23 protein-coding genes are annotated in these 22193 nt (G+C 73.4%); 14 read left to right on the top strand and 9 right to left on the bottom strand.

All coding sequences use genetic code 11. The features are described 5' to 3' along the window. The 4 genes from H508_RS0108110 to H508_RS0108095 all read left to right on the top strand — a co-directional run bounded on the left by H508_RS0108110 (position 1) and on the right by H508_RS0108095 (position 3378). Entirely contained in the window at positions 1 to 258 is a 258-nt protein-coding gene (locus H508_RS0108110; protein WP_026373685.1) for a DUF7218 family protein, read from the top strand. A 27-nt stretch (positions 259 to 285) separates the two neighbouring features. Next, positions 286 to 801 carry a DUF6328 family protein gene (locus H508_RS0108105; protein WP_051223050.1) on the top strand — a complete coding sequence of 172 codons (516 nt, stop codon included), beginning with the start codon at positions 286 to 288 and terminating at the stop codon, positions 799 to 801. 106 nt (positions 802 to 907) lie between these two features. Next, positions 908 to 2101 carry a MalY/PatB family protein gene (locus tag H508_RS0108100; protein ID WP_026373683.1) on the top strand — a complete coding sequence of 398 codons (1194 nt, stop codon included), beginning with the start codon at positions 908 to 910 and terminating at the stop codon, positions 2099 to 2101. Further along, positions 2098 to 3378: an O-acetylhomoserine aminocarboxypropyltransferase/cysteine synthase family protein gene (locus tag H508_RS0108095; RefSeq protein ID WP_026373682.1), complete on the top strand. Its 1281-nt coding sequence runs from the start codon at positions 2098 to 2100 to the stop codon at positions 3376 to 3378. The genes H508_RS0108100 and H508_RS0108095 overlap by 4 nt, the downstream gene beginning before the upstream one ends. A gap of 109 nt (positions 3379 to 3487) precedes the next feature. Here H508_RS0108095 and H508_RS0108090 read toward each other — a convergent pair whose 3' ends face one another. Then, complete coding sequence (locus tag H508_RS0108090; RefSeq protein WP_026373681.1) at positions 3488 to 4717, bottom strand: cobalamin-independent methionine synthase II family protein; 1230 nt, start codon at positions 4715 to 4717, stop codon at positions 3488 to 3490. Between the two features lie 180 nt (positions 4718 to 4897). Between H508_RS0108090 and H508_RS0108085 the strand changes: the two genes are divergently transcribed. Then, a complete protein-coding gene (locus H508_RS0108085) occupies positions 4898 to 5134 on the top strand; it encodes a dodecin family protein (RefSeq protein ID WP_026373680.1) in 237 nt (78 codons plus the stop codon). A gap of 16 nt (positions 5135 to 5150) precedes the next feature. On the opposite strand, the gene H508_RS0108080 is transcribed toward H508_RS0108085, so the two are convergent. Both H508_RS0108080 and H508_RS15345 read right to left on the bottom strand, forming a co-directional pair. Next, entirely contained in the window at positions 5151 to 6866 is a 1716-nt protein-coding gene (locus tag H508_RS0108080) for an ABC1 kinase family protein (protein ID WP_026373679.1), read from the bottom strand. A 35-nt stretch (positions 6867 to 6901) separates the two neighbouring features. Further along, complete coding sequence (locus tag H508_RS15345) at positions 6902 to 7396, bottom strand: PadR family transcriptional regulator (protein ID WP_035254555.1); 495 nt, start codon at positions 7394 to 7396, stop codon at positions 6902 to 6904. Positions 7397 to 7650: 254 nt separating this feature from the next. Here H508_RS15345 and putP point away from each other — a divergent pair, with 254 nt between their 5' ends. Then, positions 7651 to 9210, top strand: coding sequence for a sodium/proline symporter PutP (putP, locus tag H508_RS0108070; RefSeq protein WP_026373678.1), 1560 nt, complete (start codon positions 7651 to 7653; stop codon positions 9208 to 9210). A 52-nt stretch (positions 9211 to 9262) separates the two neighbouring features. Here putP and H508_RS16795 read toward each other — a convergent pair whose 3' ends face one another. Together H508_RS16795 and H508_RS0108060 are read right to left on the bottom strand one after the other, a co-directional pair. Beyond that, on the bottom strand, positions 9263 to 9877 hold the full coding sequence (locus tag H508_RS16795) for a hypothetical protein (protein WP_051223046.1): 615 nt from the start codon (positions 9875 to 9877) through the stop codon (positions 9263 to 9265). Positions 9878 to 9960: 83 nt separating this feature from the next. Continuing rightward, complete coding sequence (locus tag H508_RS0108060) at positions 9961 to 10536, bottom strand: NADPH-dependent FMN reductase (protein WP_026373677.1); 576 nt, start codon at positions 10534 to 10536, stop codon at positions 9961 to 9963. Between the two features lie 141 nt (positions 10537 to 10677). Between H508_RS0108060 and H508_RS0108055 the strand changes: the two genes are divergently transcribed. From H508_RS0108055 to H508_RS0108035, 5 genes are all read left to right on the top strand, one after another. Continuing rightward, positions 10678 to 12234, top strand: coding sequence for an FAD-dependent oxidoreductase (locus H508_RS0108055; RefSeq protein ID WP_026373676.1), 1557 nt, complete (start codon positions 10678 to 10680; stop codon positions 12232 to 12234). A 46-nt stretch (positions 12235 to 12280) separates the two neighbouring features. Further along, positions 12281 to 12907, top strand: coding sequence for a class I SAM-dependent methyltransferase (locus H508_RS0108050; RefSeq protein ID WP_026373675.1), 627 nt, complete (start codon positions 12281 to 12283; stop codon positions 12905 to 12907). Between the two features lie 73 nt (positions 12908 to 12980). Then, positions 12981 to 13826: an SMP-30/gluconolactonase/LRE family protein gene (locus H508_RS0108045; protein WP_026373674.1), complete on the top strand. Its 846-nt coding sequence runs from the start codon at positions 12981 to 12983 to the stop codon at positions 13824 to 13826. A 27-nt stretch (positions 13827 to 13853) separates the two neighbouring features. Further along, complete coding sequence (locus H508_RS0108040) at positions 13854 to 14567, top strand: ZIP family metal transporter (protein ID WP_026373673.1); 714 nt, start codon at positions 13854 to 13856, stop codon at positions 14565 to 14567. 80 nt (positions 14568 to 14647) lie between these two features. Further along, the gene (locus H508_RS0108035) at positions 14648 to 15946 is read left to right on the top strand and encodes an alpha-amylase family protein (protein ID WP_035254553.1); all 1299 of its coding nucleotides are present in this window, start codon (positions 14648 to 14650) and stop codon (positions 15944 to 15946) included. Positions 15947 to 15953: 7 nt separating this feature from the next. On the opposite strand, the gene H508_RS0108030 is transcribed toward H508_RS0108035, so the two are convergent. After that, a complete protein-coding gene (locus tag H508_RS0108030; protein ID WP_026373671.1) occupies positions 15954 to 16991 on the bottom strand; it encodes a zinc-binding dehydrogenase in 1038 nt (345 codons plus the stop codon). Positions 16992 to 17045: 54 nt separating this feature from the next. On the opposite strand from H508_RS0108030, the gene treS reads away from it, so the two are divergent. Then, the gene (treS, locus tag H508_RS0108025) at positions 17046 to 19268 is read left to right on the top strand and encodes a maltose alpha-D-glucosyltransferase (RefSeq protein ID WP_026373670.1); all 2223 of its coding nucleotides are present in this window, start codon (positions 17046 to 17048) and stop codon (positions 19266 to 19268) included. 94 nt (positions 19269 to 19362) lie between these two features. Beyond that, positions 19363 to 19533, top strand: a complete 171-nt coding sequence (locus H508_RS17410; RefSeq protein ID WP_156906033.1) for a hypothetical protein — start codon at positions 19363 to 19365, stop codon at positions 19531 to 19533. Positions 19534 to 19540: 7 nt separating this feature from the next. Here H508_RS17410 and H508_RS0108015 read toward each other — a convergent pair whose 3' ends face one another. Further along, positions 19541 to 20005: a MarR family winged helix-turn-helix transcriptional regulator gene (locus tag H508_RS0108015; protein WP_026373669.1), complete on the bottom strand. Its 465-nt coding sequence runs from the start codon at positions 20003 to 20005 to the stop codon at positions 19541 to 19543. Between the two features lie 168 nt (positions 20006 to 20173). Here H508_RS0108015 and H508_RS0108010 point away from each other — a divergent pair, with 168 nt between their 5' ends. After that, on the top strand, positions 20174 to 20680 hold the full coding sequence (locus H508_RS0108010; protein WP_026373668.1) for a hypothetical protein: 507 nt from the start codon (positions 20174 to 20176) through the stop codon (positions 20678 to 20680). A 7-nt stretch (positions 20681 to 20687) separates the two neighbouring features. On the opposite strand, the gene H508_RS16790 is transcribed toward H508_RS0108010, so the two are convergent. Continuing rightward, positions 20688 to 21542: a hypothetical protein gene (locus H508_RS16790; RefSeq protein WP_051223044.1), complete on the bottom strand. Its 855-nt coding sequence runs from the start codon at positions 21540 to 21542 to the stop codon at positions 20688 to 20690. Then, on the bottom strand, positions 21539 to 22174 hold the full coding sequence (locus H508_RS0108000) for a SatD family protein (protein WP_035254535.1): 636 nt from the start codon (positions 22172 to 22174) through the stop codon (positions 21539 to 21541). Before H508_RS0108000 ends, H508_RS16790 begins: the two co-directional genes overlap by 4 nt. Positions 22175 to 22193 lie beyond the last annotated feature (19 nt).

Raw genomic sequence — 22193 nt, 5'->3', positions numbered from 1 at the left:
ATGCCGAACTCGAGCATCAAGGACGAGGAGCTCTACCGGAAGCTCAAGGACGAGGGGAACTCGTCGGAGAAGGCGGCGAGGATCGCGAACGCGGCCGCGCGCGACGGGCGGGACAAGCTCGGCGAGCGCGGCGGCGACGCGGAGCGCTACGAGGATCGCACCGTCGACGAGCTCCGCGACCGCGCGAAGGAGCTCGGCATCGAGGGCACGTCGAAGCTCAAGAAGGCCGAGCTCGTCGAGCGCTTGCGCGACCACTGACGCCTCCGCGGTGGCAGGATGCCCAGCATGGAGGAGCACGCGAGCGCGGCCTCGAGCACGGCGAACGGCCGGCACGGGCGCGACGAGACGCCGGAGGAGCGGGCCGACCGCAACTTCAACGACATCCTGCAGGAGCTGCGCGTCGCGCTGACCGGCACGCAGCTGATCTCCGGCTTCCTGCTCGCCGTCGCGTTCACCGACGCCTTCCGCGATCTCGAGCCGCACGAGGTCGTGCACTACCTCGTGCTCGTCGGGGCCTCCGCCGCCGCGACGCTGCTGGGGCTGACCCCGGTGATGGTGCACCGGCTGCACTTCGCGAAGCGCGTCAAGAGCCGCATCGTGCGGGTGAGCGACCGGCTGCTCATCGCGACGATCGCGGTCGTCTCGCTGCTCGTGGTGGGCGTCACGAGCTTCATCTTCGCCCTCGTCGTCTCGCTCGGCGCCGGAGTCTGGGCCGCCGCGGTGAGCGGCGTCGTCGTCCTCGCGCTCTGGGCGCTCGCGCTCGCCGCGCGCCACCGCGCCGTCGCGGGCGATCCGGAGTAGCGCGGCGCCGCCGCAGGTTGCGCCGCGTTACCGAGCGGCTTCGGCGTCCCGCGCCGCCGATGCGAGGCTGGCCCCGCCCGCTCGAGCGAGCGGCGGAGGGAGCGGCATGCGCACGCGGGACGAGCACCCCTACGACCGGATCGACCGCTCCTGTCTCGAGCGGCCGTCGAGCCGCAAGTGGAGCCTCCACCCCGGCACGATCGGCGCGTGGGTCGCCGAGATGGACTTCGGCACCGCTCCCGCGGTGCGCGAGGCGCTCGAGCGCGCCGTGCGCGACGACGTGCTGGGCTACCTCTCCCCAGCGACGGCAGCGGACCTCGCGGAGGCGACCGCGACGTTCCAGCGCCGCGAGCACGGCTGGGCCGTCGATCCGGAGCGCGTGCACGCGGTCTCCGACGTCATGGCGGCGCTCGGCGTCGCGGTCGCCCTGTACTCGCCGGCGGGATCGCCCGTCATCGTCCCGACGCCCGCGTACATGCCGTTCCACACCGCCCTCGCCGCGCTCGGCCGGGAGGTCATCGAGGTGCCGGGCGTCGAGGTCGGCGGCCGCTGGTGCCATGACGTCGAGGGGATCGACCGCGCGTTCACCGCCGGCGCGCGCACCCTCGTGCTGTGCAACCCGCACAACCCGACGGGCGCCGTGGTGCCGCGCGCGGAGCTCGAGGCGATCGCCCGGGTCGTCGACGCTCACGGCGGGCGCGTCTTCGCCGACGAGATCCACGCTCCCCTGCGCTTCGACGGTCACGAACACGTGCCGTACGCGTCGGTGAGCGATGCCGCCGCGGCGCACACCGTCACCGGCACGAGCGCTTCGAAGGGGTGGAACATCGCGGGTCTCAAGGCCGCGCAGCTCATCACCTCGAACGACGCCGATGAGGCGGTCTACCGACGACTCGGCTTCGCCGTCCCCCACGGCGCCTCGACGCTCGGCGCCATCGCGTCGACGGCCGCGTACCGCGACGGCGGTCCGTGGCTCGCGGAGACGCTCGGCTACCTGCAGCGCAACCGCGACCTGCTCGGGCGGCTGCTCGACGAGCGGCTCCCGCTCGTGCGGTGGACGCCACCCGAGGCGACGTACTTCGCGTGGCTCGACCTCGCGAGGCTCGAGCTGCCGCCGAGATCGAGGGCCGAGCTCGTGCGCGAGCGCGCGGCCGTCACGCTCACGGACGGCGCGCTCTGCGGTCGGGGCTTCGACGACCACGTGCGGCTCGTCTTCGCGACGCCGGCCGCCGTGCTCGAGGAGCTCGTCGACCGCCTCGCCGACGCGCTCGCGCCGATCACGACGGGCGTCGCCCGATGAGCCGCGAGTGGGGCTTCGAGACCCGGCAGGTGCACGCGGGCGCGATCCTCGACGGCGAGGCGGGCGCTCGCGTGACGCCGATCTACCAGAGCGCCGGGTACGTCTTCGACAGCTTCGACGACGGCGTCGAGCGCTTCGCGGGTCGCAGCGCCCGGCGCGCGTACTCGCGCAACGACAACCCGACGAACGTCGTCGCCGCGCGCCGCATCGCCGACCTCGAGGGAGGCGTCGACGCCGTGCTCGTCGCGAGCGGGCAAGCGGCGATCGCCGCCGCCCTCGGGGCGCTCGCGCAAGCGGGCGACCACATCCTCACGACCGACCGGCTCTACGAGGGCACGCGCGAGATGATGCGCGGCGTGCTGCGGCGGCAGGGCCTCGAGTTCGAGCAGCTGCCGCTCGACGCCGTCGAGGAGCGCTGGGTCGCGGCCGTGCGCCCCTCGACCCGCGCCATCTACGCCGAGTCGATCGCCAACCCGCTCGGCGAAGTCGCCGACCTCGCGCTCCTCGGCCGCGTCTCCGCGCGCACGGGCGTGCCGCTCGTCGTCGACAACACCGTCGCGACCCCCTACCTCTGCCGGCCGATCGAGCACGGCGCGGCCGTCGTCATCCACTCGACCTCGAAGTGGCTCGGCGGGCACGGCTCCGTCATCGGCGGCGCGATCGTCGACGGCGGCGGCTTCGCGTGGGCGGCCGAGCGCTTCCCGCACCTGCACGAGCCACGTCCGCACGGCGCGCCCTCCTTCGTCGAGCGATCGGGCGACGCGGCGTTCGGGGCGTTCCTGCGCTCCGTGGTCGTGCTCGAGCAGGGTCCGACGTTCCCGCCGGCGAGCGCGTTCCTGCTGCTGCACGGCATCGAGACCCTCTCGCTGCGCATGGAGCGGCACGTCGCCAATGCGCGCGCGGTCGTCGAGGCGCTCGACCGGCACCCGGCGGTCGCGCGCGTGCACTATCCCGGGCTCGATGACGGCCGGCACGAGCTCGTGGCGCGCCTGCTCCCGCGCGGCGCGGGATCCGTCGTCTCGATCGAGCTCGCGGGCGGCCGCGACGCAGCGCGCGCGTTCCTCGACGGGCTCGAGCTCGTGAGCCAGATGACGCACATCGGCGACGTGCGCACGCTCGCGATCCACACGGGGAGCACGATCCACGGCAAGCTCGCCGAGCACGAGCGACGCACGATCGGCATCACGCCCGGGCTCGTGCGCCTCTCCATCGGCCTGGAGCGCGCCGACGACATCGTCGCCGACCTCCTCGGGGCGCTGGCGCCGCTGCACGGTTGACGCGGGCGGGCGGGCTCCGGTGCCGGTGCGCGCCGCGGCGGCCCCGGTGGGCAGCGCTCGACGCCGGGGCCCTGACGAAGCAGGATCACGGCGTCGAGCGAGCGCAGCCTCAGACGATCGCGGTCGACGCCCCGAGCCGCTGCTGGGCGAGCCGCGCGCCCTGTCCGAGCGCCTCGAGCTTCGCCGCGGCGATCGACGGGTGGATGCGGCCGCCGAGGCCGCAGTCGGTCGAGGCGACGACGCGCTCAGGGCCGACGAGCCGCGCGAAGCGCTCGATGCGGTCGGCGACGAGCTCCGGGTGCTCGACGACGTTCGTCGCGTGGCCGACGACGCCGGGAGCGATCCGCTTGCCGGCAGGCAGCTCGACGTCCTCCCAGATGCGCCACTCGTGCTCGTGGCGCGCGTTCGCGGCCTCGAAGGAGTAGGTGCCCGCGTTCGCCTCGAGCACGAGCTCGACGATGTCGCGGAACGGCACGTCGGTCGTGTGCGGGCCGTGCCACGAGCCCCAGCAGATGTGGAGCCGCACCTGCTCCTCGGGCAGGCCGCGGATGGCGTGGTTGAGCGCGTCGATGCGGATGCGCGTGAACGCCAGGTAGTCCTCGATCGACGGCTCGGGGTTGATCTGGTCCCAGTTCTCGGCGAGCGACGGGTCGTCGATCTGCACGATGAGCCCCGCGTCGACGATCGCGCGGTACTCCTCGCGCAGCACCTCGGCCCACGCCCAGATGTGCTCCTCGTCGGTCGCGTAGTGGCGGTTCGCGATGCGCGACGCCGAGCCGGGCGAGAGCGCGGTCAGGAAGCCCTGGTCGGCGCCGGCCGCATCGAGCCCGGCTCGCAGATTGGCGATGTCGGTCGCGAGCGCGTCCTGCCCGATGTAGCGCAGGTCCCCCGTCGTCGCCGGGAAGGCCGTCGCGGGGGTCGAGTCGAGCAGCGGGTGCTCGGGATCGAGGTATGCGTCGGCGAAGCGCACCCAGTCGCGGCGGTCCGGGAACGACGTGAGCCGGATGTCCCCGGGCGCGGAGCGCTGCGGGGCTTGGGTGAAGATGTCCTCGCCCGTGACCTCGAGGCCGGCGACCCGCTGGAAGACGTAGCTCCACCACGCGCCGTAGTCGAGGGCGCTCGACATCGTCTTCCCGTACTCGCCGTCGCCGATGATCGTGATGCCGAGGTCGCGCTGGCGCCGCACGAGGTCGGCGACCGCGGCCGCGAGCAGGCGCTCGAACTCGGGCGGGCGCTCGAGGGTCAAGCCGTCGTCGGCGAGCGAGCGCGCCGCGTTCGCGGCGATGAGCTGTGGCGTGCGCGGCAGGCTGCCGGCGTGGGAGACGTCGATGCGGGTCATGGGATTCCTCCTGGTCGGTGCCCGCACGCTATCCCCGGCGGGAGCGGCGCCGGAAGCCGCCCGAGTCACGCTTCGTCACACGTCGGTGGGACGCCGGGACACGGGGCTAGCGCTCCTGCCCGATGCGCGCTTGGCTCGACGCGAGGAGATCCCTCGCATCGGTCAAGGAGGACCACGATCATGGCTTCGATCGCTCGCATCACCACCATCAGCTCGCGCTCGGACGAGGGCTTCGAGGACGCCGTGCGGCAGGGCATCGCCCGCGCCAACGAGACGCTGCGCGGCATCGAGGGCGCGTGGGTCAAGGACCACGTCGTCAACATCGCAGACGGGCAGATCACGTCGTGGCAGGTGAACCTCGAGGTCACGTTCGTGCTCGACGACGGCGGCTCTTCGGGAGGCGGCTCGAGCAGCTGATCGATCGCGCTGGCCGTCAGCGGGGCCCGTGCCGCCTGGCTCTCGCGACCAGCCCGGCGACGACCACGTGCGTGAGAGGCAGGGCCGAGAGGACCATGAGCGTCGTGCCGAGCACGCCGTCCTGCGGCAGCAGCACCGCGCCGGCCACGAGCAGGCCCGCGAAGAGGATCGCCGAGACGAGCCGCCGGAGCGCTCGCTCGACGCGCGCGATCCGCCGCTCGAGCGCGGGAGCGGTGACGGCGAGCCGCCCCTCCTCGAGCCGCGTGACGACGCGGTCGATGCGGGCGGGCAGCCGCACGGCGACCGCGGCCTCGTCGAGCGCCTCCTGCGCGAGCGATCGCACGAGGCCGCCGCGCTCCTCCCGCAGCAGCCTCGCGGCGTAGGGCTCGACGGCGTCCCACAGGTTGAACGCGGGGTCGAGCGAGGAGCACATGCCCGAGGTGAGCGACATCGCGCGCACGATGAGCAGGAAGTCCTCCGGCAGCTGGAACGGCATCGTGCGCAGCAGGTCGCCGAACTCGACCGCGAAGTCGCGGAACTCGCGCGGGTCGACCTCGCGGAGCTCCGCGAACCCCATGCCGCCGAAGCGTGCGAACGCGTGCGCCATCGCCCGCTCGAGTGCGTCGGCGTCGGCGGTCGGCAGCAGCGCGCCGAGGTCGCGCATCGCGGCGACGAGGCCGCGGCCGTCGCGCCCGGCGGCCGCGATGAGCATGCGACGCAGCCCCGCGCGCGTGCCGGGCGGCACCTCCCCCATCATCCCGAAGTCGACGAAGGTGATGCGCCAGGCCGGGCTCGAAGCATCCGTTCCCGACGCATCCGGCCCCGCCGGGGTGACGAAGAGGTTCCCCGGGTGCGGGTCGGCGTGGAAGAAGCCGTGCGAGAAGAGCTGGTCGAACATGACGGCGGCGAAGGTCGCGGCGACCTCGGCGGGGTCGATGCCCGCCGCCAGGAGCCCCTCGCGGTCGTTGATCTTGATCGCCGCGACGTCGCGCAGCACGAGCACGCGGCGGCTCGTGCGCTCCCACACGACCTCGGGCACGCCGACGCGCGCGTCGCCCGCGAACGACTCGGCGAAGCGCTCGGCGTTCGCGGCCTCGTGCAGGTAGTCGATCTCCTCGATGCTCGTGACGGCGAACTCCTCGATGAGCGCGGGCACGTCGACGCGGGTCGCGACGACCCGCACGCGGCTGAGCCACCGAGCGACGCGGCGCAGCGCCGCGAGATCGACGGCGACGATCGCGTCGATACCCGGTCGCTGCACTTTGACGATCGCCGCGTCGATGCCGGTCTCGGATGCGTCGGCCTCGGTCAGGCGGGCGCGGTGCGCCTGGCCGAGCGAGGCGGCCGCGAGCGGCTCGGGCTCGATCCACGCGAGCGCGCGTTCTAGCGGCATCCCGAGCTCCGCCTCGGCGAGCGCCCGGATCGCCTCGAACGGCACGGCAGGCGCCTCGTCCTGCAGCCCCTCGAGCTCGCGCGTGATCTCGGGCGGCAGCACGTCGAGCCGCGACGACATGAACTGGCCGACCTTGATCATGAGGCCGCCGAGGTCGACGGCGAGCACGTGGAAGCGGCGCGCGAGCCGCCGCAGCCGCGCGCTGCGGCCGCGGGCGGCGAGCGCGCCGAGGCCGAAGCGCGGCAGCACGAGCTCGAACCACCACACGACCGCCAGGTGGCGAGCGGCGAAGCGCAGGATGCGCCGGTAGCGCGCTCGCGTGCTGCCGGCGTCGGGCATGGCCACTCCTTGCGCCCGCCGCGGCGGGATCCGGGTCAGTCCTGGGCGAGGATGGCGTAGAGCCTACGCCGTGCCGCGTCGAGCACCTCCACCGCTTGCTGCACCTGCTCCGGGCTGCCGGAGCGATGCACCTGGGCCGCCGCTTGCGCGAGGTCCATGCCCGCTCGCGGGAGCGCGCCGTGGCTTCCGGGCCCGCGCTCGGTCGCGAGCCACGGCGCCGGGCGGTCTGCGGCCTCGTCGGCCTCCGCGCGCCCCGCCTCGGTGAGCGAGTAGGTCTTCCGCCCGCTCGCCTCCTCGGCCGTGATGAACCCCTCGTCGGCGAGCAGCTGCAGCGTCGGGTAGACGGAGCCGGCGCTCGGCCGCCACGCGCCGCCGCTGCGCTCCTCGATCTCGCGGATGATCTGGTAGCCGTGCATGGGTCGCTCGGCGAGCAGCGCGATGATCGCGGCCCGCACGTCCCCGCGGCCCATGCGCGTCGGTCCCCCGCGCTTGTCGAACGCCGAGCGCAGCTGCTCCATCGCCTCCCACATGCCAGCTCCCGGCGGCCCGAACCCGAAGCCCCGCGGCCCGTAGCCGTCGCGGCCGGAGCCGAAGCCGTCCCTGCCGCGCTCGAAGCCGTTCCTCGGCGGCCCGTAGCCGCTCCTTTCACCGTGCACGATGACCTCCTCGTCGTCGCGTGAGCGATACCGAACGATATATCGCTCGCGCCGCGAGCGGAAGAGGGCGGACGTCATCGGAACGGCGTCCGGATAGGCTGGGCAGCGCACCGACAGAGGAGACGACGATGTCTGACGTGACCTTCCAGCTGCTCGCCATCGGGCTCTACTTCGCGGCGATGATCGCCATCGGCGTCTACGCCGCGCGGAAGACGAAGAGCCACGAGGACTACATGCTCGCGGGCCGAGAGCTGAGCCCCGTCACCGCGGCGCTCTCGGCAGGCGCGTCCGACATGTCGGGCTGGCTGCTCATGGGCCTCCCCGGCGCGATCTACGCGGCAGGGCTCATCGAGGCGTGGATCGCGATCGGCCTGACGATCGGCGCCTACCTCAACTGGAAGTTCGTCGCACCGCGACTGCGCGCCTACACCGAGGTGGCGAAGAACTCCATCACGATCCCGAGCTTCTTCGAGAACCGGCTGCGCGACCGCTCCCGCTCGCTCCGCATCGTCTCGGGCCTCATCATCCTCGTGTTCTTCACGTTCTACGTCTCCTCCGGCATGGTGGCCGGCGGCGTCTTCTTCGAGTCGTCGTTCGGCGCCGAGTACGTCTGGGGCATGCTGCTCGTGAGCGGCGTCACGCTCCTCTACACGCTCTTCGGAGGCTTCCTCGGCGCATCGCTCACCGACGTCGTGCAGGGCCTCATGATGCTCCTCGCGCTCATCATCATCCCCGTCATCGCGTTCTTCACGGTCGGCGGGCTCGCGGGCGTGCAGGAGGGCATCGCCGACTCCGGCGCCGAGCTGCAGGGCCTCATCCCCGCCGACCTCGACGGCCTCGCGGTGCTCGGCATCGTCTCCTCGCTCGCGTGGGGGCTCGGCTACGTCGGCCAGCCGCACATCATCGTGCGCTTCATGGCCCTCAAGTCGGTGCCGGCGGCACGGCCCGCCCGCCGCATCGGCATCTCGTGGATGATCATCTCGCTCGTCGGCGCCGTCGTCTCCGGCTTCATCGGCATCGCCTACGTGCAGCAGTCGGGCCTCGGGCTCGACAACCCCGAGACGATCGTGCTCGCGATGTCGCAGGCACTGCTGCACCCGTTCGTCGCGGGCCTCGTGCTCGCGGCGGTGCTCGCGGCGATCATGTCGACGCTCTCGAGCCAGCTCATCGTGTGCTCGTCGGCGCTCGTCGAGGACCTGTTCCAGGTCTTCGTCAAGCGCCAGCCCTCGCAGCGCACGCTCGTGCTGCTCGGCCGCGCGTGCGTGCTCGCGGTCGCGGCGATCGCCGCGGTGCTCGCGATCAGCCCGTCCGACACGATCCTCGGCCTCGTCGGCTTCGCATGGGCCGGCTTCGGTGCCGCGTTCGGCCCGATCGTGCTGCTGAGCCTCTTCTGGCGCCGCCTGACGAGCTGGGGCGCGCTCGCCGGCATGATCGTCGGTGCCGCGACCGTGTTCATCTGGGATGCGATCGAGCAGGCGACCGACATCGCCTTCTTCACGCTCTACGAGATCGTGCCGGGCTTCGCGCTCAACCTGCTCGTCGCGATGCTCGTGAGCCTCGCGACGCAGCGCCACGACGACGATGTGCAGGAGGAGTTCACCCGCACGGGTCGCATCGTCGCGATCAAGCGCGACCAGCCGGTCGACGTGAGCCCGTCGGCCGCGGCCGATCGCAACGTCCTCCCCTGACGAGCGGGCGGATGCGTCCGGTCGCGCTCGAGGGTGACCGGACGCATCCGCTTCACTCCTCCGGCCAGACCGCCACCGCGTCGTCCGCACGCCGACGGATGGCGGTGCCGTCGAGCACGGCGCGCGTCTCGTCGACGCCGAGCGCCGGCCACTGCATGACGAGCTCGAGCGGCCCGTCCGGCGGCAGCGGCCACAGCCAGAGCGTCTCGCTACCGGTGTAGCTGCGGTCGCCGCCCCCGCCGCCGCCGCCCATGCGCATGAGCGTGTGCCCCTCGGGTCGCTCCATCGGGTCGGAGCGCGGGCGGAAGAGCTGGTCGTCGAGCACTCGGGTGCCATCGCCGAGCACGAGCCCGAAGCGCAGGCGCGCCGCCGGATCCTCAGGGCCCGGCATGGGGCCGTGCTCCATGAAGGCGGCGACGAGCCGGTGCCACTCGGTCGCGGGCAGGTCCCCGCGGCGGAGGCGTCGCTCGATGCGCAGCTCGAGCCCCGCCCGGTAGACGAACGCGCCCGCGAGCGCGATGCTCAGGCGCGGCGTCGCCGCGAGCACCTCGGTGGCCGGCACGATGGCCGGCAGCTCGTCGTCCGGCGGCCCCCACCACGCGGGGCGCTCGGGCTGCGTCGGCTCGTCGGGCTCGGGAGGCTCGGGCTCGGCGGAGAAGAAGCTCACGGCGCAAGCGCACCACACGAGCACCGCCCGTGACAAGCACGAAGCGGGCCCCCGATCGGGAGCCCGCTTCGCGGCAGGATGCGTCAGGCGTTGACGAGCGCGCCCTCGCGCACCGACTCCATCGCCTTCGTCCAGACGATCAGCTGGTCGAGCATCGGCGGCACCGACTCGGCCTGCAGCTCGGTCGGCTTGAAGGTGGAGAAGTTCTCGAAGTCGGTGAAGAGCGAGAACATGCCCGTCTTCTGCACGTGCGCGACCTGGAGCTCGGAGAGGATGCCGCGCAGGTGCTCGATCGCGCGGACGCCCATCGCCGAGCCGTAGCCGACGATGCCGGCTGCCTTGTTGTTCCACTCGGCGTTGAGGAAGGAGATCGCGTTCGCGAGCGCCGGCGTCACCGAGTGGTTGTACTCGCCCGTGACGAACACGTAGCCGTCGAACTCGGCGATCTTCGCCGACCACGCCTTCGTGTGGTCCTTCGTGTACTGCTGGTAGCCGGCGGGCAGCGGCTCGTCGTAGAGCGGCAGGTCGTAGTCGGCGATGTCGACCAGCTCGTACTCCGCGTCACCGCGCTGCTGCGCGAGCTCGAGGACCCAGTCCGCGACACCGCGGTTGATGCGGCCGGGGCGGGTGCTGCCGGTGATGATGGCGATCTTCGACATGAATCGTCTCCTTGGATGGTGATCGGCGTCGCGTGGTGCGACGCTTCGAGCTGCTGTCGCGCGGGATCCGAACCCGCACAGTCGATCCAACCACTTCAAATCAGAACTATTCCCGTCCGGCCGGCCCCCTAGGATCGCGGCATGGCGACGGAGCCCGCACGGCGCTCGGCCGACGTGCTGGTCTACGGCGGCACCGCGGCCGGGGTGTGCGCGGCCGTGGCCGCGGCCGCGCACGGCGCCGCGGTGCTGCTCGTCGAGCCGGGCGGCCACCTCGGCGGCATGACGAGCGGAGGCCTCAGCTACACCGACATCGGCGACCTCCGCGCGATCGCGGGCGCCGCGCAGCGCTTGCGCACCGCCGTCGCCGAGCACTACGGCGTCGCCCCCGGCCGCTTCGCGGGGCCCGAGCCGCACGTCGCCGAGGCCATCCTCGTGCGCTGGCTCGAGGAGGCCGGCGTCGAGGTGCAGCTCCACGCGCGGGTCGTCGCCGCCGACCTCGAGCTCGGCCGCATCCGGGCGGCGTCGTTCGGGCCGGGCTCGGCCCCGTCCGTGCCGTCGCTCGAAGCGCAGGCGGCGGTCTTCATCGACGCGAGCTACGAGGGCGACCTGCTGGCAGCGGTCGGCGTGCCGGCCGCGGTCGGGCGCGAGGACCGAGCCCTGCACGGCGAGCGCTTCGCCGGCCGGCAGGAGCTCGTGCCGGGCCGGCACGTCATGCCCCCGTGGATCTCGCCCTTCGCCGACGATCCCGATGGCTTCATCGAGGGCCCGCTCCTGCCGCAGATCCGCCCGCAGCCGCTCGCGCCCGTCGGCGCCGGCGACGGCGGCGTCATGTCGTACGGCTACCGGGTGTGCCTCACGACGGCGACCGACCGCATCCCCCTCTCCCGTCCGGACGACTACGACGAGGCCCATTGGGAGCTCGGGCGCCGCCTCTTCGCCCGCTGGCGGCGCGATCGCGTCGACGTGACCGCCGAGCGCCTGCTCGGGCTCGAGCCCAACCTGCCGGGCGGCAAGTGCGACGCGAACTCCCTCGGTCCCTTCTCGCTCAGCGTGCTCGACGGCTCGGCGTGGGAGTACCCGCTCGCGAGCCCGGAGCGGCGCGAGCAGCTGCGGCTCCACCACGAGCGGCACGCCCGCGGCTTCCTGCACTTCCTCTCGAGCGATCCGGCCGTGCCGCGCCACGTGCGCGACGAGCTCACGCGGTGGGGGCTGCCGGCCGACGAGTTCGCCGACACGGCGCACTTCCCCCACCAGCTCTACGTGCGCGAGGCCCGCAGGATGATCGGCGCGCACGTGCTCACCGAGCACGACGTGCTGGATGCGCGGCCGCACGACGACGCCGTGGCCCTCGGCTCGTACCACCTCGACATCCGCGAGGTGCAGCGCGGCTGGCGCTGGGTCTACGAGCATCCGCGGCCGGTCGCGATGGTCGTCACGGAGGGCTACCTCTCGGTGCCGGCACCGCGCTACCCGATCCCGTACCGGAGCCTCACGCCGCGGCGCGAGGACTGCGAGAACCTGCTCGTGCCCGTGTGCCTCTCGGCGTCGCACGTCGCGTTCTCGTCGGTGCGGATGGAGCCGCAGTACCAGATGCTCGGCGAGGCGGCAGGGATCGCGGCGGCCGCCGCCGCTCGCGCGGGCATCGCCGTGCAGGACGTCGACGTGCGGGCGCTCGAGGGGCTGCCGCTGCCGTCTTGACGACCGCGGCGCGGGCGACGAGCATCGCCGACGAGGAGGATCGGCGATGGCGAGGCGCGAGGATCCGACGGCGCGGCAGCGCCGGCTGTGGGACGAGGCCGCGCCCCGCTACGACCGGGGCGTGCGGCCGCTCGAGCGGCTCTGGTTCGCGGGCGGCCACGAGTGGCTCGGCGCGAGGGCGCGCGGCCGCGTGCTCGACGTCGCCGTCGGCACCGGGGCGAACCTCCCGCACTACCCGCCCGACGCATCCGTCACCGGCCTCGACCTGAGCCCGCGCATGCTGGCCGAGGCGCGGCGGCGCGCGGCGGAGCTCGGCCGCGTCGTCGAGCTCGTCGAGGGCGACGCCGAGCGGCTGCCGTTCGCCGACGCGTCGTTCGACACCGTCGTGTGCGCGCTCGGCCTCTGCAGCATCCCGCGGCCCGAGGCCGCGATCGCCGAGATGCACCGCGTGCTCGTGGCCGGCGGCGCGCTGCTGCTGCTCGACCACGTCGCGAGCACCGCGTGGCCGCTGCGCGCGGGTCAGCGGCTCGTCGAGCAGCTGACGATCCGCGTCGCGGGCGAGCACTTCACGCGCCGGCAGCGGCCGCTCGTCGAGGCAGCAGGCTTCGAGGTCGTCGAGGCCGAGCGGCTGAAGGCGGGCACGGTCGAGCGGATCGCGGCGGTCAAGCGCTGACGGCGCCCCGCTCCTCCGCGGGCTCCCAGGTCGGCGCGCTTGGCTGGCTCCAGTCCCGAGCGAAGGAGAGCCGATGCGCGCCGAGCAGATCACCGACCCGATCGCCTACCACGGCGAGGGGCCCGTCTGGTCGGAGTGGTGGGGCGGGCTGCGCTGGCTCGACATGCTCGCCGGCGACATCCTCACGCTCACCGAGACCGGCATCGAGCGGCGGCACGTCGACGACATCGTCGCGTGCGTGCGCCCGCGGCGCGGCGGCGGCGCGGTCATCGGCATCGAGCGGGGCTTCGCGCTCGAGGACCTCGACGGCACGATCCACCGGCTGCCGGAGCTCTGGTCGTCGGGTGACATCCGCATGAACGAGGGCGGCTGCGATCCCGACGGGCGCTTCTACTGCGGCTCGATGGCCTACGACCAGTCCCCCGGCGCCGCATCCCTCCACCGCCTCGATCCCGACGGCGCGACGAGCACGGTGCTGACCGGCGTGACCGTCTCCAACGGCCTCGAGTGGAGCCCCGACGGCTCGCTCGCCTACTACGACGACACCCCGACGGGCGCCGTCGCGGTCTTCGACTACGCGCGCGAGACGGGGCTGACAAACCGGCGCGAGCTCGCCTCGCTCCCCGACGACGGCCACCCCGACGGGCTCACGGTCGATGCCGAGGGATGCGTGTGGGTCGCGGCCGTGAACCAGGGCGCGGTGCTGCGGTTCCGTCCCGACGGCACGCTCGACGGGCGCATCGAGGTGCCCGGCGTGACGAAGGTCACCGCGTGCGCGTTCGGCGGCGAGCGCCTCGACCGGCTCTTCATCACCAGCTCGCGCGAGGACCTCCCCGATGACGAGGAGCCGACCGCCGGCGCGCTCTTCGCCGTCGATCCCGGCGTCACGGGGCTGCCGGTGCGGGAGTTCGCGGGCTGAGCCGGGCTCTGGGCAGGAGGAGGAGCGGTGCTCGAGGCGCTGCTGTGGGGCGGGATCGCTGCCGGCTCCCTGCTCGCGGGGGCGCTGCTCGCCGTCGTCCGGCCGTGGTCCGACCACACCGTCGGCGTCGTGCTCGCCTTCGGAGCGGGCGCGCTCATCGCCTCGGTCGCGTTCGAGCTCGCCGAGGCCGGCGTCGAGCAGGGCGGCCCCGTCGGGGTCGGGATCGGCCTCGCGCTCGGTGCGCTCGCCTACTTCGCCGCCGATCGCGCCGTCGAGCGCTGGTCGGGCCGGCGCGGCGGCGGCGCGGCCGGCTTCCCGCTCGCGGTCGGCGCGCTGCTCGACGGCATCCCCGAGCAAGCGGTGCTCGGGATCGGCCTGGCGGCGGGCGGCGGCGTGAGCGTGGCGCTGCTCGTCTCGATCTTCGTCTCCAACCTACCCGAGTCGATCGGCGCATCCGCCGACATGCTGCGCGACGGCCGCTCGAGGCGCTTCGTGCTCGGGCTCTGGGCCGCCGTCGCGGTCGTCTGCGCGCTCGCGGCCGTCGCCGGCCGACTGCTCGCCGACGCCGCATCGCCGGCAGTCGTCGGCACGATCGACGGCATCGCGGCCGGCGCGCTGCTCGTCATGCTCATCGACGCGATGATCCCCGAGGCGCGCGAGAAGGCGCAGTCGCTCACGGGCCTCGCAACCGTCGTCGGCTTCGCTGTCGCGGCCGGCCTGTCGCTGCTCGGAGAGGCCTGACAGCAGCGGCGGTGCAGGATGGAGTGGTGACCGATCCCGCAGCGCGACCGCACGCCGAGCCCGACTGGGTGCAGCACGTCATGTGGTGGCACGTCTACCCGCTCGGCTTCGTCGGCGCGCCCATCCGCCCCGAAGCGCCGCCGGCCGAGACCGCGATCGAGCACCGGCTCGGCCACCTCGAGGCGTGGCTCGACCATCTCGTCGCGCTCGGGCTCAACGGCCTGCAGCTCGGGCCGATCTTCGCCTCCGCGACGCACGGCTACGACACGATCGACCACTTCCGCATCGACCCGCGGCTCGGCGACGAGGCCGACTTCGACCGGCTCGTCGCCGCGTGCCGCGAGCGCGGCATCCGCGTGCTGCTCGACGGTGTCTTCAACCACGTCGGCCGCGCGCATCCCGCCTTCCGCGCCCTCGAGGCGCACGGGCCGGGGGCCGAGACCGCCGGGCTCTTCCGCGTCCACTGGGACGCCTGGTCGCCGGGCGAGCAAGTCCCCGCCGACGTGTTCGAGGGGCACGAGCAGCTCGTCGCGCTCGACCACGAGTCGGATGCCGTGGCCGACCTCGTCGTCGACGTCATGACCCACTGGCTCGAGCGCGGGATCGACGGCTGGCGGCTCGACGCGGCCTACGCCGTGCCGCCGGCGTTCTGGGCGCGCGTGCTGCCGCGCGTGCGCGAGCGCTTCCCCGGCGCCTACTTCACCGGCGAGGTCATCCACGGCGATGCCGCGGCGATCGTGCGCGCGTCGACGATGGACTCGCTCACGCAGTACGAGCTGTGGCAGGGCATCTGGCACGGCATCGCCGACCGCAACTGCCACGAGCTCGCGCACGCGATCGAGCGCCACAGCGCGCTCGTGCGCGACTTCGTGCCCTCGACCTTCATCGGCAACCACGACGTCACCCGCATCGCGACCGCGGTCGGCCCGGCCTTCGTGCCGCACGCGATGGCCGTGCTCGCGACCGTCGCCGGCACGCCGTCGGTCTACGCGGGCGATGAGCTCGGCTTCACGGGGCGCAAGGAGGAGCGGCTCGGCGGCGACGACGCCGTGCGGCCGCAGTTCCCCGCGGAGCCGTCGGCGCCCGACGCGCTGGAGCCCGCGGCGGCGCGCGCGTACGGCGTGCACGCGGCGCTGCTCGCGCTCCGCCGACGGCACGCGTGGGTGCACCGCGCGCAGACCGACGTCGTGCACGTCGACAACGCATCCATCGTGCTCCGCACGGCGACCGCGAGCGACCGCGTCATCACCGCGCTCAACCTCGCCGACGAGCCGGTCCGGCTGCCGGCCGCCGACGCGACGAGCGTCGAGGCCGGCGACGGCGAGCTCTCGAGCGGCGCCGTGGGGCTCGGCCCGCGCGGCTGGGCGGTGCTCTCCTAGTCGCTCGTCAGCGGCGCGGGTCGATCATCGTCACGCCCGCGGCGCTCGAGCGGTCGAAGCCCGGCAGCAGCGCCGCCGCCTCCGCGAGCGAGACGGTGCGCTCGATGAGGCGCTGCGGCTCGAGCACGCCCCGCTCGATGAGCTCGAGCATCCCCGGGTAGTCGGCGGCCGCCATCCCGTGGCTGCCCAGCACGTCGAGCTCCCACGCGATCACGCGATCCATCGGCACGCGCGGGTGCCCGTCGACCGGCGGCAGGAGGCCGATCTGCACGTGCCGGCCGCGACGGCGCAAGCCCAGCACCGCATCCGACGCCGTCTGCTCGCTCCCGACGGCGTCGACCGCGACGTGCGCGCCGCCGCCCGTGATCACCGTGACGTCCGCGGGCACGTCGCGCCCGTCGGCGAGCACGGTCGCCTCCGCCCCGAGCGAGGCGGCGAGCTCGAGCGCCGCCGGATTGCGGTCGACCGCCACGATCCGTGCGCCGAGCGCGCGAGCGATCATCACGGCGCTGAGGCCGACACCGCCGGCGCCGACGACCGCGACCCACTCCCCCGCCTGCACGCGCGCTCGCGCCACGAGGGCGCGGTAGGCGGTCGCGAAGCGGCAGCCGAGCGCGGCCGCGGTCGCGAAGTCGACGCCGTCGGGGATCCGGACGAGGTTGGCGTCGGCCGCGTGGAGCGCGACGCGCTCGGCGAACGAGCCCCAGTGCGTGAAGCCCGGCTGCTGCTGCGCCGGGCACACCTGCGCATCGCCCGCGAGGCACCACTCGCATCGCCCGCAGCCGCACACGAACGGCACCGTCACGCGGTCGCCGACGCGCCACCGCTCGACCCCCTCGCCGATCTCGGCGACGACGCCCGCGAGCTCGTGACCGGGCACGTGCGGGAAGGCGATGTCGTCGTGCCCGGCCCACGCGTGCCAGTCGCTGCGGCACAGGCCCGTCGCGTGCACCTCGACCACCACGCCGCCCGCGGGAGCGGCCGGCGCGGGCGCCTCGCGCACCGCGGGGCTCGAGCGGACGGCATCGATCAGGAGGGCGCGCATGGGTCGATCCTCGCACCACGGGAGCGCCCACCCTGGCGTGATAGGACTGCATGCGTGGATGACCCCGACGAGCACGGCACCGAGATCACCTACGACGAGCAGCGCTACCCCGCTCGTCCCCGTCGCCTGCGCCCGCGCGACCAGTTCCGCAGCGGCAGCGTGCGGCGGTTCCGCACCGACCCCCGTACCGCCAACGCATCCAACCCCTCCTACGTCGAGTGGCTCGTGCGCCAGTCGATGCTCAAGGACGCGGATGTGCTCAGCCGGCAGCTCTCGGGCCAGCCGTCGATGTGGCGCAATCCCTATGCCCGCCCCGACGCGCGGCGCGCGATCGGCGTCGCCGACGTGTGGTTCACCGCCTACCCGATCTCGCTCATCACGAAGCCCGGCCAGTCGTTCCTCGACGCGCTCGGCGAGGAGGCGCTCTGGGAGGCGTTCGAGCACATCGGCATCAACGGCCTCCACACCGGCCCCGTCAAGCGCGCCGGCGGCATCACCGGCTGGATGGAGACGCCGAGCGTCGACGGCCACTTCGACCGGATCAGCACGCAGATCGATCCCGCCTTCGGCGACGAGGATGCGTTCCGTCGGCTCTCCGACGTCGCCGACGACCACAGCGGCTCGATCATCGACGACATCGTGCCGGGCCACACGGGCAAGGGCGCCGACTTCCGGCTCGCCGAGATGGCGTTCAAGGACTACCCCGGCATCTATCACATGGTCGAGATCCCGCCGGAGGACTGGCACCTGCTGCCCGAGGTGCCGGAGGGCCGCGATGCGGCGAACCTCGACGCGGCCGCCGAACGCGAGCTGAGCGACCGCGGCTACATCATCGGCGAGCTGCAGCGCGTCATCTTCTACATGCCCGGCGTGAAGGAGACGAACTGGAGCGCGACCCCGCCCGTGCTCGGCGTCGACGGCGTCGAGCGCCGCTGGGTCTACCTCCACTACTTCAAGCAGGGGCAGCCCTCGATCAACTGGCTCGACCCCACGTTCGCGGGCATGCGGCTCGTGATCGGCGACGCGCTCCACTCGCTCGGCGACCTCGGCACGAGCGCCCTGCGCCTCGACGCGAACGGCTTCCTCGGCGTCGAGAAGAGCGCGGAGGGCCTGCCCGCCTGGTCGGAGGGGCATCCGCTCTCGCACGCCGCGAACCACATCATCGCCGGCATGGTGCGGAAGGTCGGCGGCTTCACGTTCCAGGAGCTCAACCTCACGATCGAGGACATCCGCGACACGAGCGCGGTCGGCGCCGATCTCTCCTACGACTTCGTCAGCCGCCCCGGCTACCACCACGCGCTCGCGACCGGCGACACCGAATTCCTGCGGCTCACGCTCATGTCGTCGCTCGAGCTGGGCGTCGAGCCGGTCGGGCTCGTGCACGGCCTGCAGAACCACGACGAGCTCACCTACGAGCTCGTGCACTGGGCGACGCGGCACCGCGACGAGGTCTACCCCTTCCGCCACAAGGAGATCACCGGCGGCGACCTCGCCGAGCTCATCCGCGCCGAGCTCACCGAGACGCTCACCGAGCAGGCCGACTACAACCGCGTCTTCACGCAGAACGGCATCGCCTGCACGACCGCGTCGCTCATCGCGGCGACGCAGGGCTTCGCGACCCTCGACGACATCACCGAGGACGCCGTGCCCGCGATCCGCGACGCCCACATCCTGCTCGCGAAGTACAACGCGTGGCAGCCGGGCGTCTTCGCGCTCTCGGGGTGGGACCTCACCGGCATGCTGACGCTCCCCGCCGACGACGTGCGCGACCTCATCGACACCGGCGACACCCGCTGGATCGAGCGCGGCGCGCACGACCTCATCGACGCTGCGCCCGACGCCATGACGTCGTCGGCCGGCATGCCCCGCGGCCGCTCGCTCTACGGCTCGCTCCCCGCGCAGATCGAGCAGCCGGGATCCTTCGTGAACCGGCTCGCCGAGGTGCTGCGGATCCGCCGCGACCACGGCGTTGCGACCGCGACGCAGCTCGACGTGCCGCACGTCGCGCACCCCGCGATGCTCGTGCTCGTGCACCGGCTCGACGACGGCAAGCCCGACGCCGACGACGCGCCGATCCAGGTGACGGTGCTGAACTTCTCGGGCGAGGGCGTCGACGGCACCGTGCACTCCGAGGCGCTGCCGACGCAGCACGCGGTGATCGATGCCGCGACCGGCGAGGGCATCGCCCACGTCGACGACCTGCAGAGCTTCAGCGTGAGCCTGCCGCCCTACGGCGGGCTGTTCCTCACGCTCGAGCCGGTCGCGCAGGAGGACTGAGGCTCTGTCTCGCGCCGACCGGTCGGGCGCGGCTCGGATCGACGATATGCTTAGTGCGCTAAGTATTCGGCGATCCGAGGAGACCGGTCCGACCATGCAGGAGCCGACCGCGCGCCACCAGGGCTGGCCCCACGACCGCGACCCGCAGAGCTTCACGCGCGGCGACATCCTCGCCTGGCGGGTCGTCGGCTACTGCGCGGCAGCCGTGACGGTCGTCGGCACGACCGCCGCCGTGATCGCCTTCGTGGTGCTCGCGAACGCCTGAGCGGGCGTCAGGCCTCGGCGCCGTCGACCGCCGCGATGAGCCGCGTCATGAGGCGGTGCAGCTGCTCGAGCTCGTCGCGGTCGAGCCCGAGTCGCTGCATCATCTCCCCCGGCACGGCGAGCGCCTGCTCGCGCAGCTCCGCGCCACGCTCGGTGAGCGTGATGTCGAGCGTGCGCACGTCGTCGGCGCGCCTCGCGCGCGCGACGAGACCCGCGGCCTCGAGCCGCTTGACCAGCGGCGAGAGCGTCGCCGGCTCGAGGCGCAGCTGCTCGGCCAGCTGGCGCAGCGAGAGCGAGCGCGAGCCCCAGAGCGCGAGCATCACGAGGTACTGCGGGTGCGAGAGGCCGAGTGGCTCGAGCACGGGGCGGTAGGCGCCGACGACGCTGCGGGATGCGACCGACAGCGCGAAGCACACCTGGCGCTCGAGCGCCAGGTCGTCCCGCTCCTGCACGGGCAGCTCGTCGTGCGCCACGCGACGATCCTACGCGCGCGCCGGCCGATCGCGTCTTGACCGGCACCCGCGCCGGGCGTTCACTGGACCCGCTGGGGACGGCCGCACGCGTCGAGCAAGCGACCCTCTCGGCGGCAACGCTCCCATCCAGAGACCGCGCCGCAGCAGCGGCGTGAGGAGGTCGGCACCATGAGGACCACGACGAAGAGCGCAGCTGCGGTCGCAGCCACCGCCTTCCTGCTGCTCAGCGCCGGCTCGAGCGCGAACGCGGCCGACCCGCCCACGGTGATCCCGCTGCCCGCCGGCAGTGCGTGCTCGTTCGCCCTCGACATCGCGATCTTCGGCGACGGGCGCCAGTTGACGAAGACGTTCACCGACCGCGACGGGCGGGTGCGGACGATCACTGCTGGGACCGGCTCCTCGCTGACGTTCACGAATGCCGAGACGGGCGCCTCGCTGTCGACGCGATCGAACGGCAGCGTCACGCGCACGCACGCCAACGCCGATGGCTCCGAGACGAGGATCCTCACGGGGCACAACGCGCTCATCCTCTTCCCCACCGACACGCCCGCGGGTCCGTCGACCACGGTGCACTCCGGCCGCGTCGTGCTCTCGGTCGGCGCGGACGGCTCGACGTTCACGGTCGAGCGCGTGTCGGGCCGGCAGCTCGACGTCTGCGCAGCTCTCGGCGGCTGACGCCCGCCTACTGCGGCCGAGCGACGACCGTCAGCACCGCCAGGCTCGCGAGCAGGAAGCTGCAGAGCGTGCCGACGAGGAACTCCTCCGCCTTCGTGCCGCCAGAGCGGTCGGCCGAGATCTCGGGGAAGCGGACGACGCCCTTCGCCGCGACGAGCCCCGCGATGACGACCGGCATCCCTGCGAGCAGCGACGCGAAGACGAGCACGCGCTCGAGCGGGCCGACGACGCGCCCGCCGCGGAAGCCGCTCGCGGTCGCCTCCGGCTCGTCCTTCCGCACGACGGCGAGCTCCTTGTCGCGGCGCAGCACGCGCCACGCCGCGCTCGGGCGCGGCGGCGCGTCGCTCGGCTCATCCGTGCGGCGTGCCGCGCCGACGACCGCGCGCACGAGCGCGTTGCTCGTCGGCCCGAGGAAGAGCAGCGCCGCGGCGGCGACCACGACGACGGTCGGCGCGAGCGCGTCCGCGTGCACGCTGCCGTCGAGGGCGCGAGCGAGCGGCGCGTCGGCGTCGATGCCCGAGCCATCGAGCAGCACCGCGAGCGCGATCGCGGCAGCGGTCAGCACGAACCCCGAGATGGCGGCGAGCCGCGCTCGAGCGGCAAGCAGCGCGGTCGCAACGGTGGAGACCGCGAGCGCGACGACGGCCGACGCCCAGGGCAGCCCGGTCGAGAGGAGCGCGACGGCGGCGATCACCCATGCGGCGCCCGCCCAGGCCCAGTCGGCTCCCCGCAGCGCGATGCGAGGGGTTCGCGAGGCATCGGCGGCCGGCGCCTCGTCGGCCGCGTGCCCCGTGGCGAGCGACCGGGCGCTGAGCGCGAGGTGCCCGAGCCCCATGACGAGCATGATCGCTGCCGCGGTCACGACCGGGCTCCCTCGAGCTGGCGCAGCATCTCGACGACCGCCGCCGCGCCCGAGCGGTGCCAGCTCTGCGAGACGGCTGACTGGCGGATGCCCTCAGCCTCGGCAGTGCGCGCTTGTGGCACCTCCTCGAGGCCCGCGAGTGCGATCCGCCGGTCGCGCGCTCGCATGTCGCCGACGATGTGGTCGCGCAGCAGCAGGAGCCCCCGAATGGCTCGCTCCTCGCCGCCACCGTCGTGCACGAACGCCGTCGTCGCACGGCTGCGCCCCGAGCGCTGGGCCTGCTTGACGTGGTCGATCGCCTCTCGAGCCCGCCACCAGGCGCTGCCGTCCCTGATCGGCACGCTGCCGCTCTCGTCTACGATGCGGTCCTCCCCCGCGCCGATGCCGAAGCGCAGCTCGAGCCCCTCGGGTAGCGAGAGCGCGACGATCGTCGTCGACACGACGGCTTGCTCCGCGCTGTCGTAGACCGCCTGGAACTCGTCGCCCACCGCGGCGTAGGCGGGCACCGTGGCGCCGGCGTGCTCCTCGGCCCGCGCGAAGGCGCGCAGCACCTGCTCCTGCCCGGCTCGCCTGTCAGGCAGCTCGCGCGAGCCGATGATGTCGGCGATCACAGCCACGGCGTCTCGTCCCATGCACATAAGTGTACGACTG

Source organism: Agrococcus lahaulensis DSM 17612, assembly GCF_000425105.1.
GTDB lineage: Bacteria > Actinomycetota > Actinomycetes > Actinomycetales > Microbacteriaceae > Agrococcus > Agrococcus lahaulensis.
This window is presented reverse-complemented; position numbering and strand designations above follow the sequence as displayed.

Excerpts from the sequence above, each read along its gene's own strand:
- H508_RS0108110 (WP_026373685.1), top strand. The coding sequence starts at position 1 with ATGCCGAACTCGAGCATCAAGGACGAGGAGCTCTACCGGAAGCTCAAG.
- H508_RS0108105 (WP_051223050.1), top strand. The coding sequence starts at position 286 with ATGGAGGAGCACGCGAGCGCGGCCTCGAGCACGGCGAACGGCCGGCAC.
- H508_RS0108100 (WP_026373683.1), top strand. The coding sequence starts at position 908 with ATGCGCACGCGGGACGAGCACCCCTACGACCGGATCGACCGCTCCTGT.
- H508_RS0108095 (WP_026373682.1), top strand. The coding sequence starts at position 2,098 with ATGAGCCGCGAGTGGGGCTTCGAGACCCGGCAGGTGCACGCGGGCGCG.
- H508_RS0108090 (WP_026373681.1), bottom strand. The coding sequence starts at position 4,717 with ATGACCCGCATCGACGTCTCCCACGCCGGCAGCCTGCCGCGCACGCCA.
- H508_RS0108085 (WP_026373680.1), top strand. The coding sequence starts at position 4,898 with ATGGCTTCGATCGCTCGCATCACCACCATCAGCTCGCGCTCGGACGAG.
- H508_RS0108080 (WP_026373679.1), bottom strand. The coding sequence starts at position 6,866 with ATGCCCGACGCCGGCAGCACGCGAGCGCGCTACCGGCGCATCCTGCGC.
- H508_RS15345 (WP_035254555.1), bottom strand. The coding sequence starts at position 7,396 with ATGTGGGAGGCGATGGAGCAGCTGCGCTCGGCGTTCGACAAGCGCGGG.
- putP (WP_026373678.1), top strand. The coding sequence starts at position 7,651 with ATGTCTGACGTGACCTTCCAGCTGCTCGCCATCGGGCTCTACTTCGCG.
- H508_RS0108060 (WP_026373677.1), bottom strand. The coding sequence starts at position 10,536 with ATGTCGAAGATCGCCATCATCACCGGCAGCACCCGCCCCGGCCGCATC.
- H508_RS0108055 (WP_026373676.1), top strand. The coding sequence starts at position 10,678 with ATGGCGACGGAGCCCGCACGGCGCTCGGCCGACGTGCTGGTCTACGGC.
- H508_RS0108050 (WP_026373675.1), top strand. The coding sequence starts at position 12,281 with ATGGCGAGGCGCGAGGATCCGACGGCGCGGCAGCGCCGGCTGTGGGAC.
- H508_RS0108045 (WP_026373674.1), top strand. The coding sequence starts at position 12,981 with ATGCGCGCCGAGCAGATCACCGACCCGATCGCCTACCACGGCGAGGGG.
- H508_RS0108035 (WP_035254553.1), top strand. The coding sequence starts at position 14,648 with ATGTGGTGGCACGTCTACCCGCTCGGCTTCGTCGGCGCGCCCATCCGC.
- H508_RS0108030 (WP_026373671.1), bottom strand. The coding sequence starts at position 16,991 with ATGCGCGCCCTCCTGATCGATGCCGTCCGCTCGAGCCCCGCGGTGCGC.
- H508_RS17410 (WP_156906033.1), top strand. The coding sequence starts at position 19,363 with ATGCAGGAGCCGACCGCGCGCCACCAGGGCTGGCCCCACGACCGCGAC.
- H508_RS0108010 (WP_026373668.1), top strand. The coding sequence starts at position 20,174 with ATGAGGACCACGACGAAGAGCGCAGCTGCGGTCGCAGCCACCGCCTTC.
- H508_RS0108000 (WP_035254535.1), bottom strand. The coding sequence starts at position 22,174 with ATGGGACGAGACGCCGTGGCTGTGATCGCCGACATCATCGGCTCGCGC.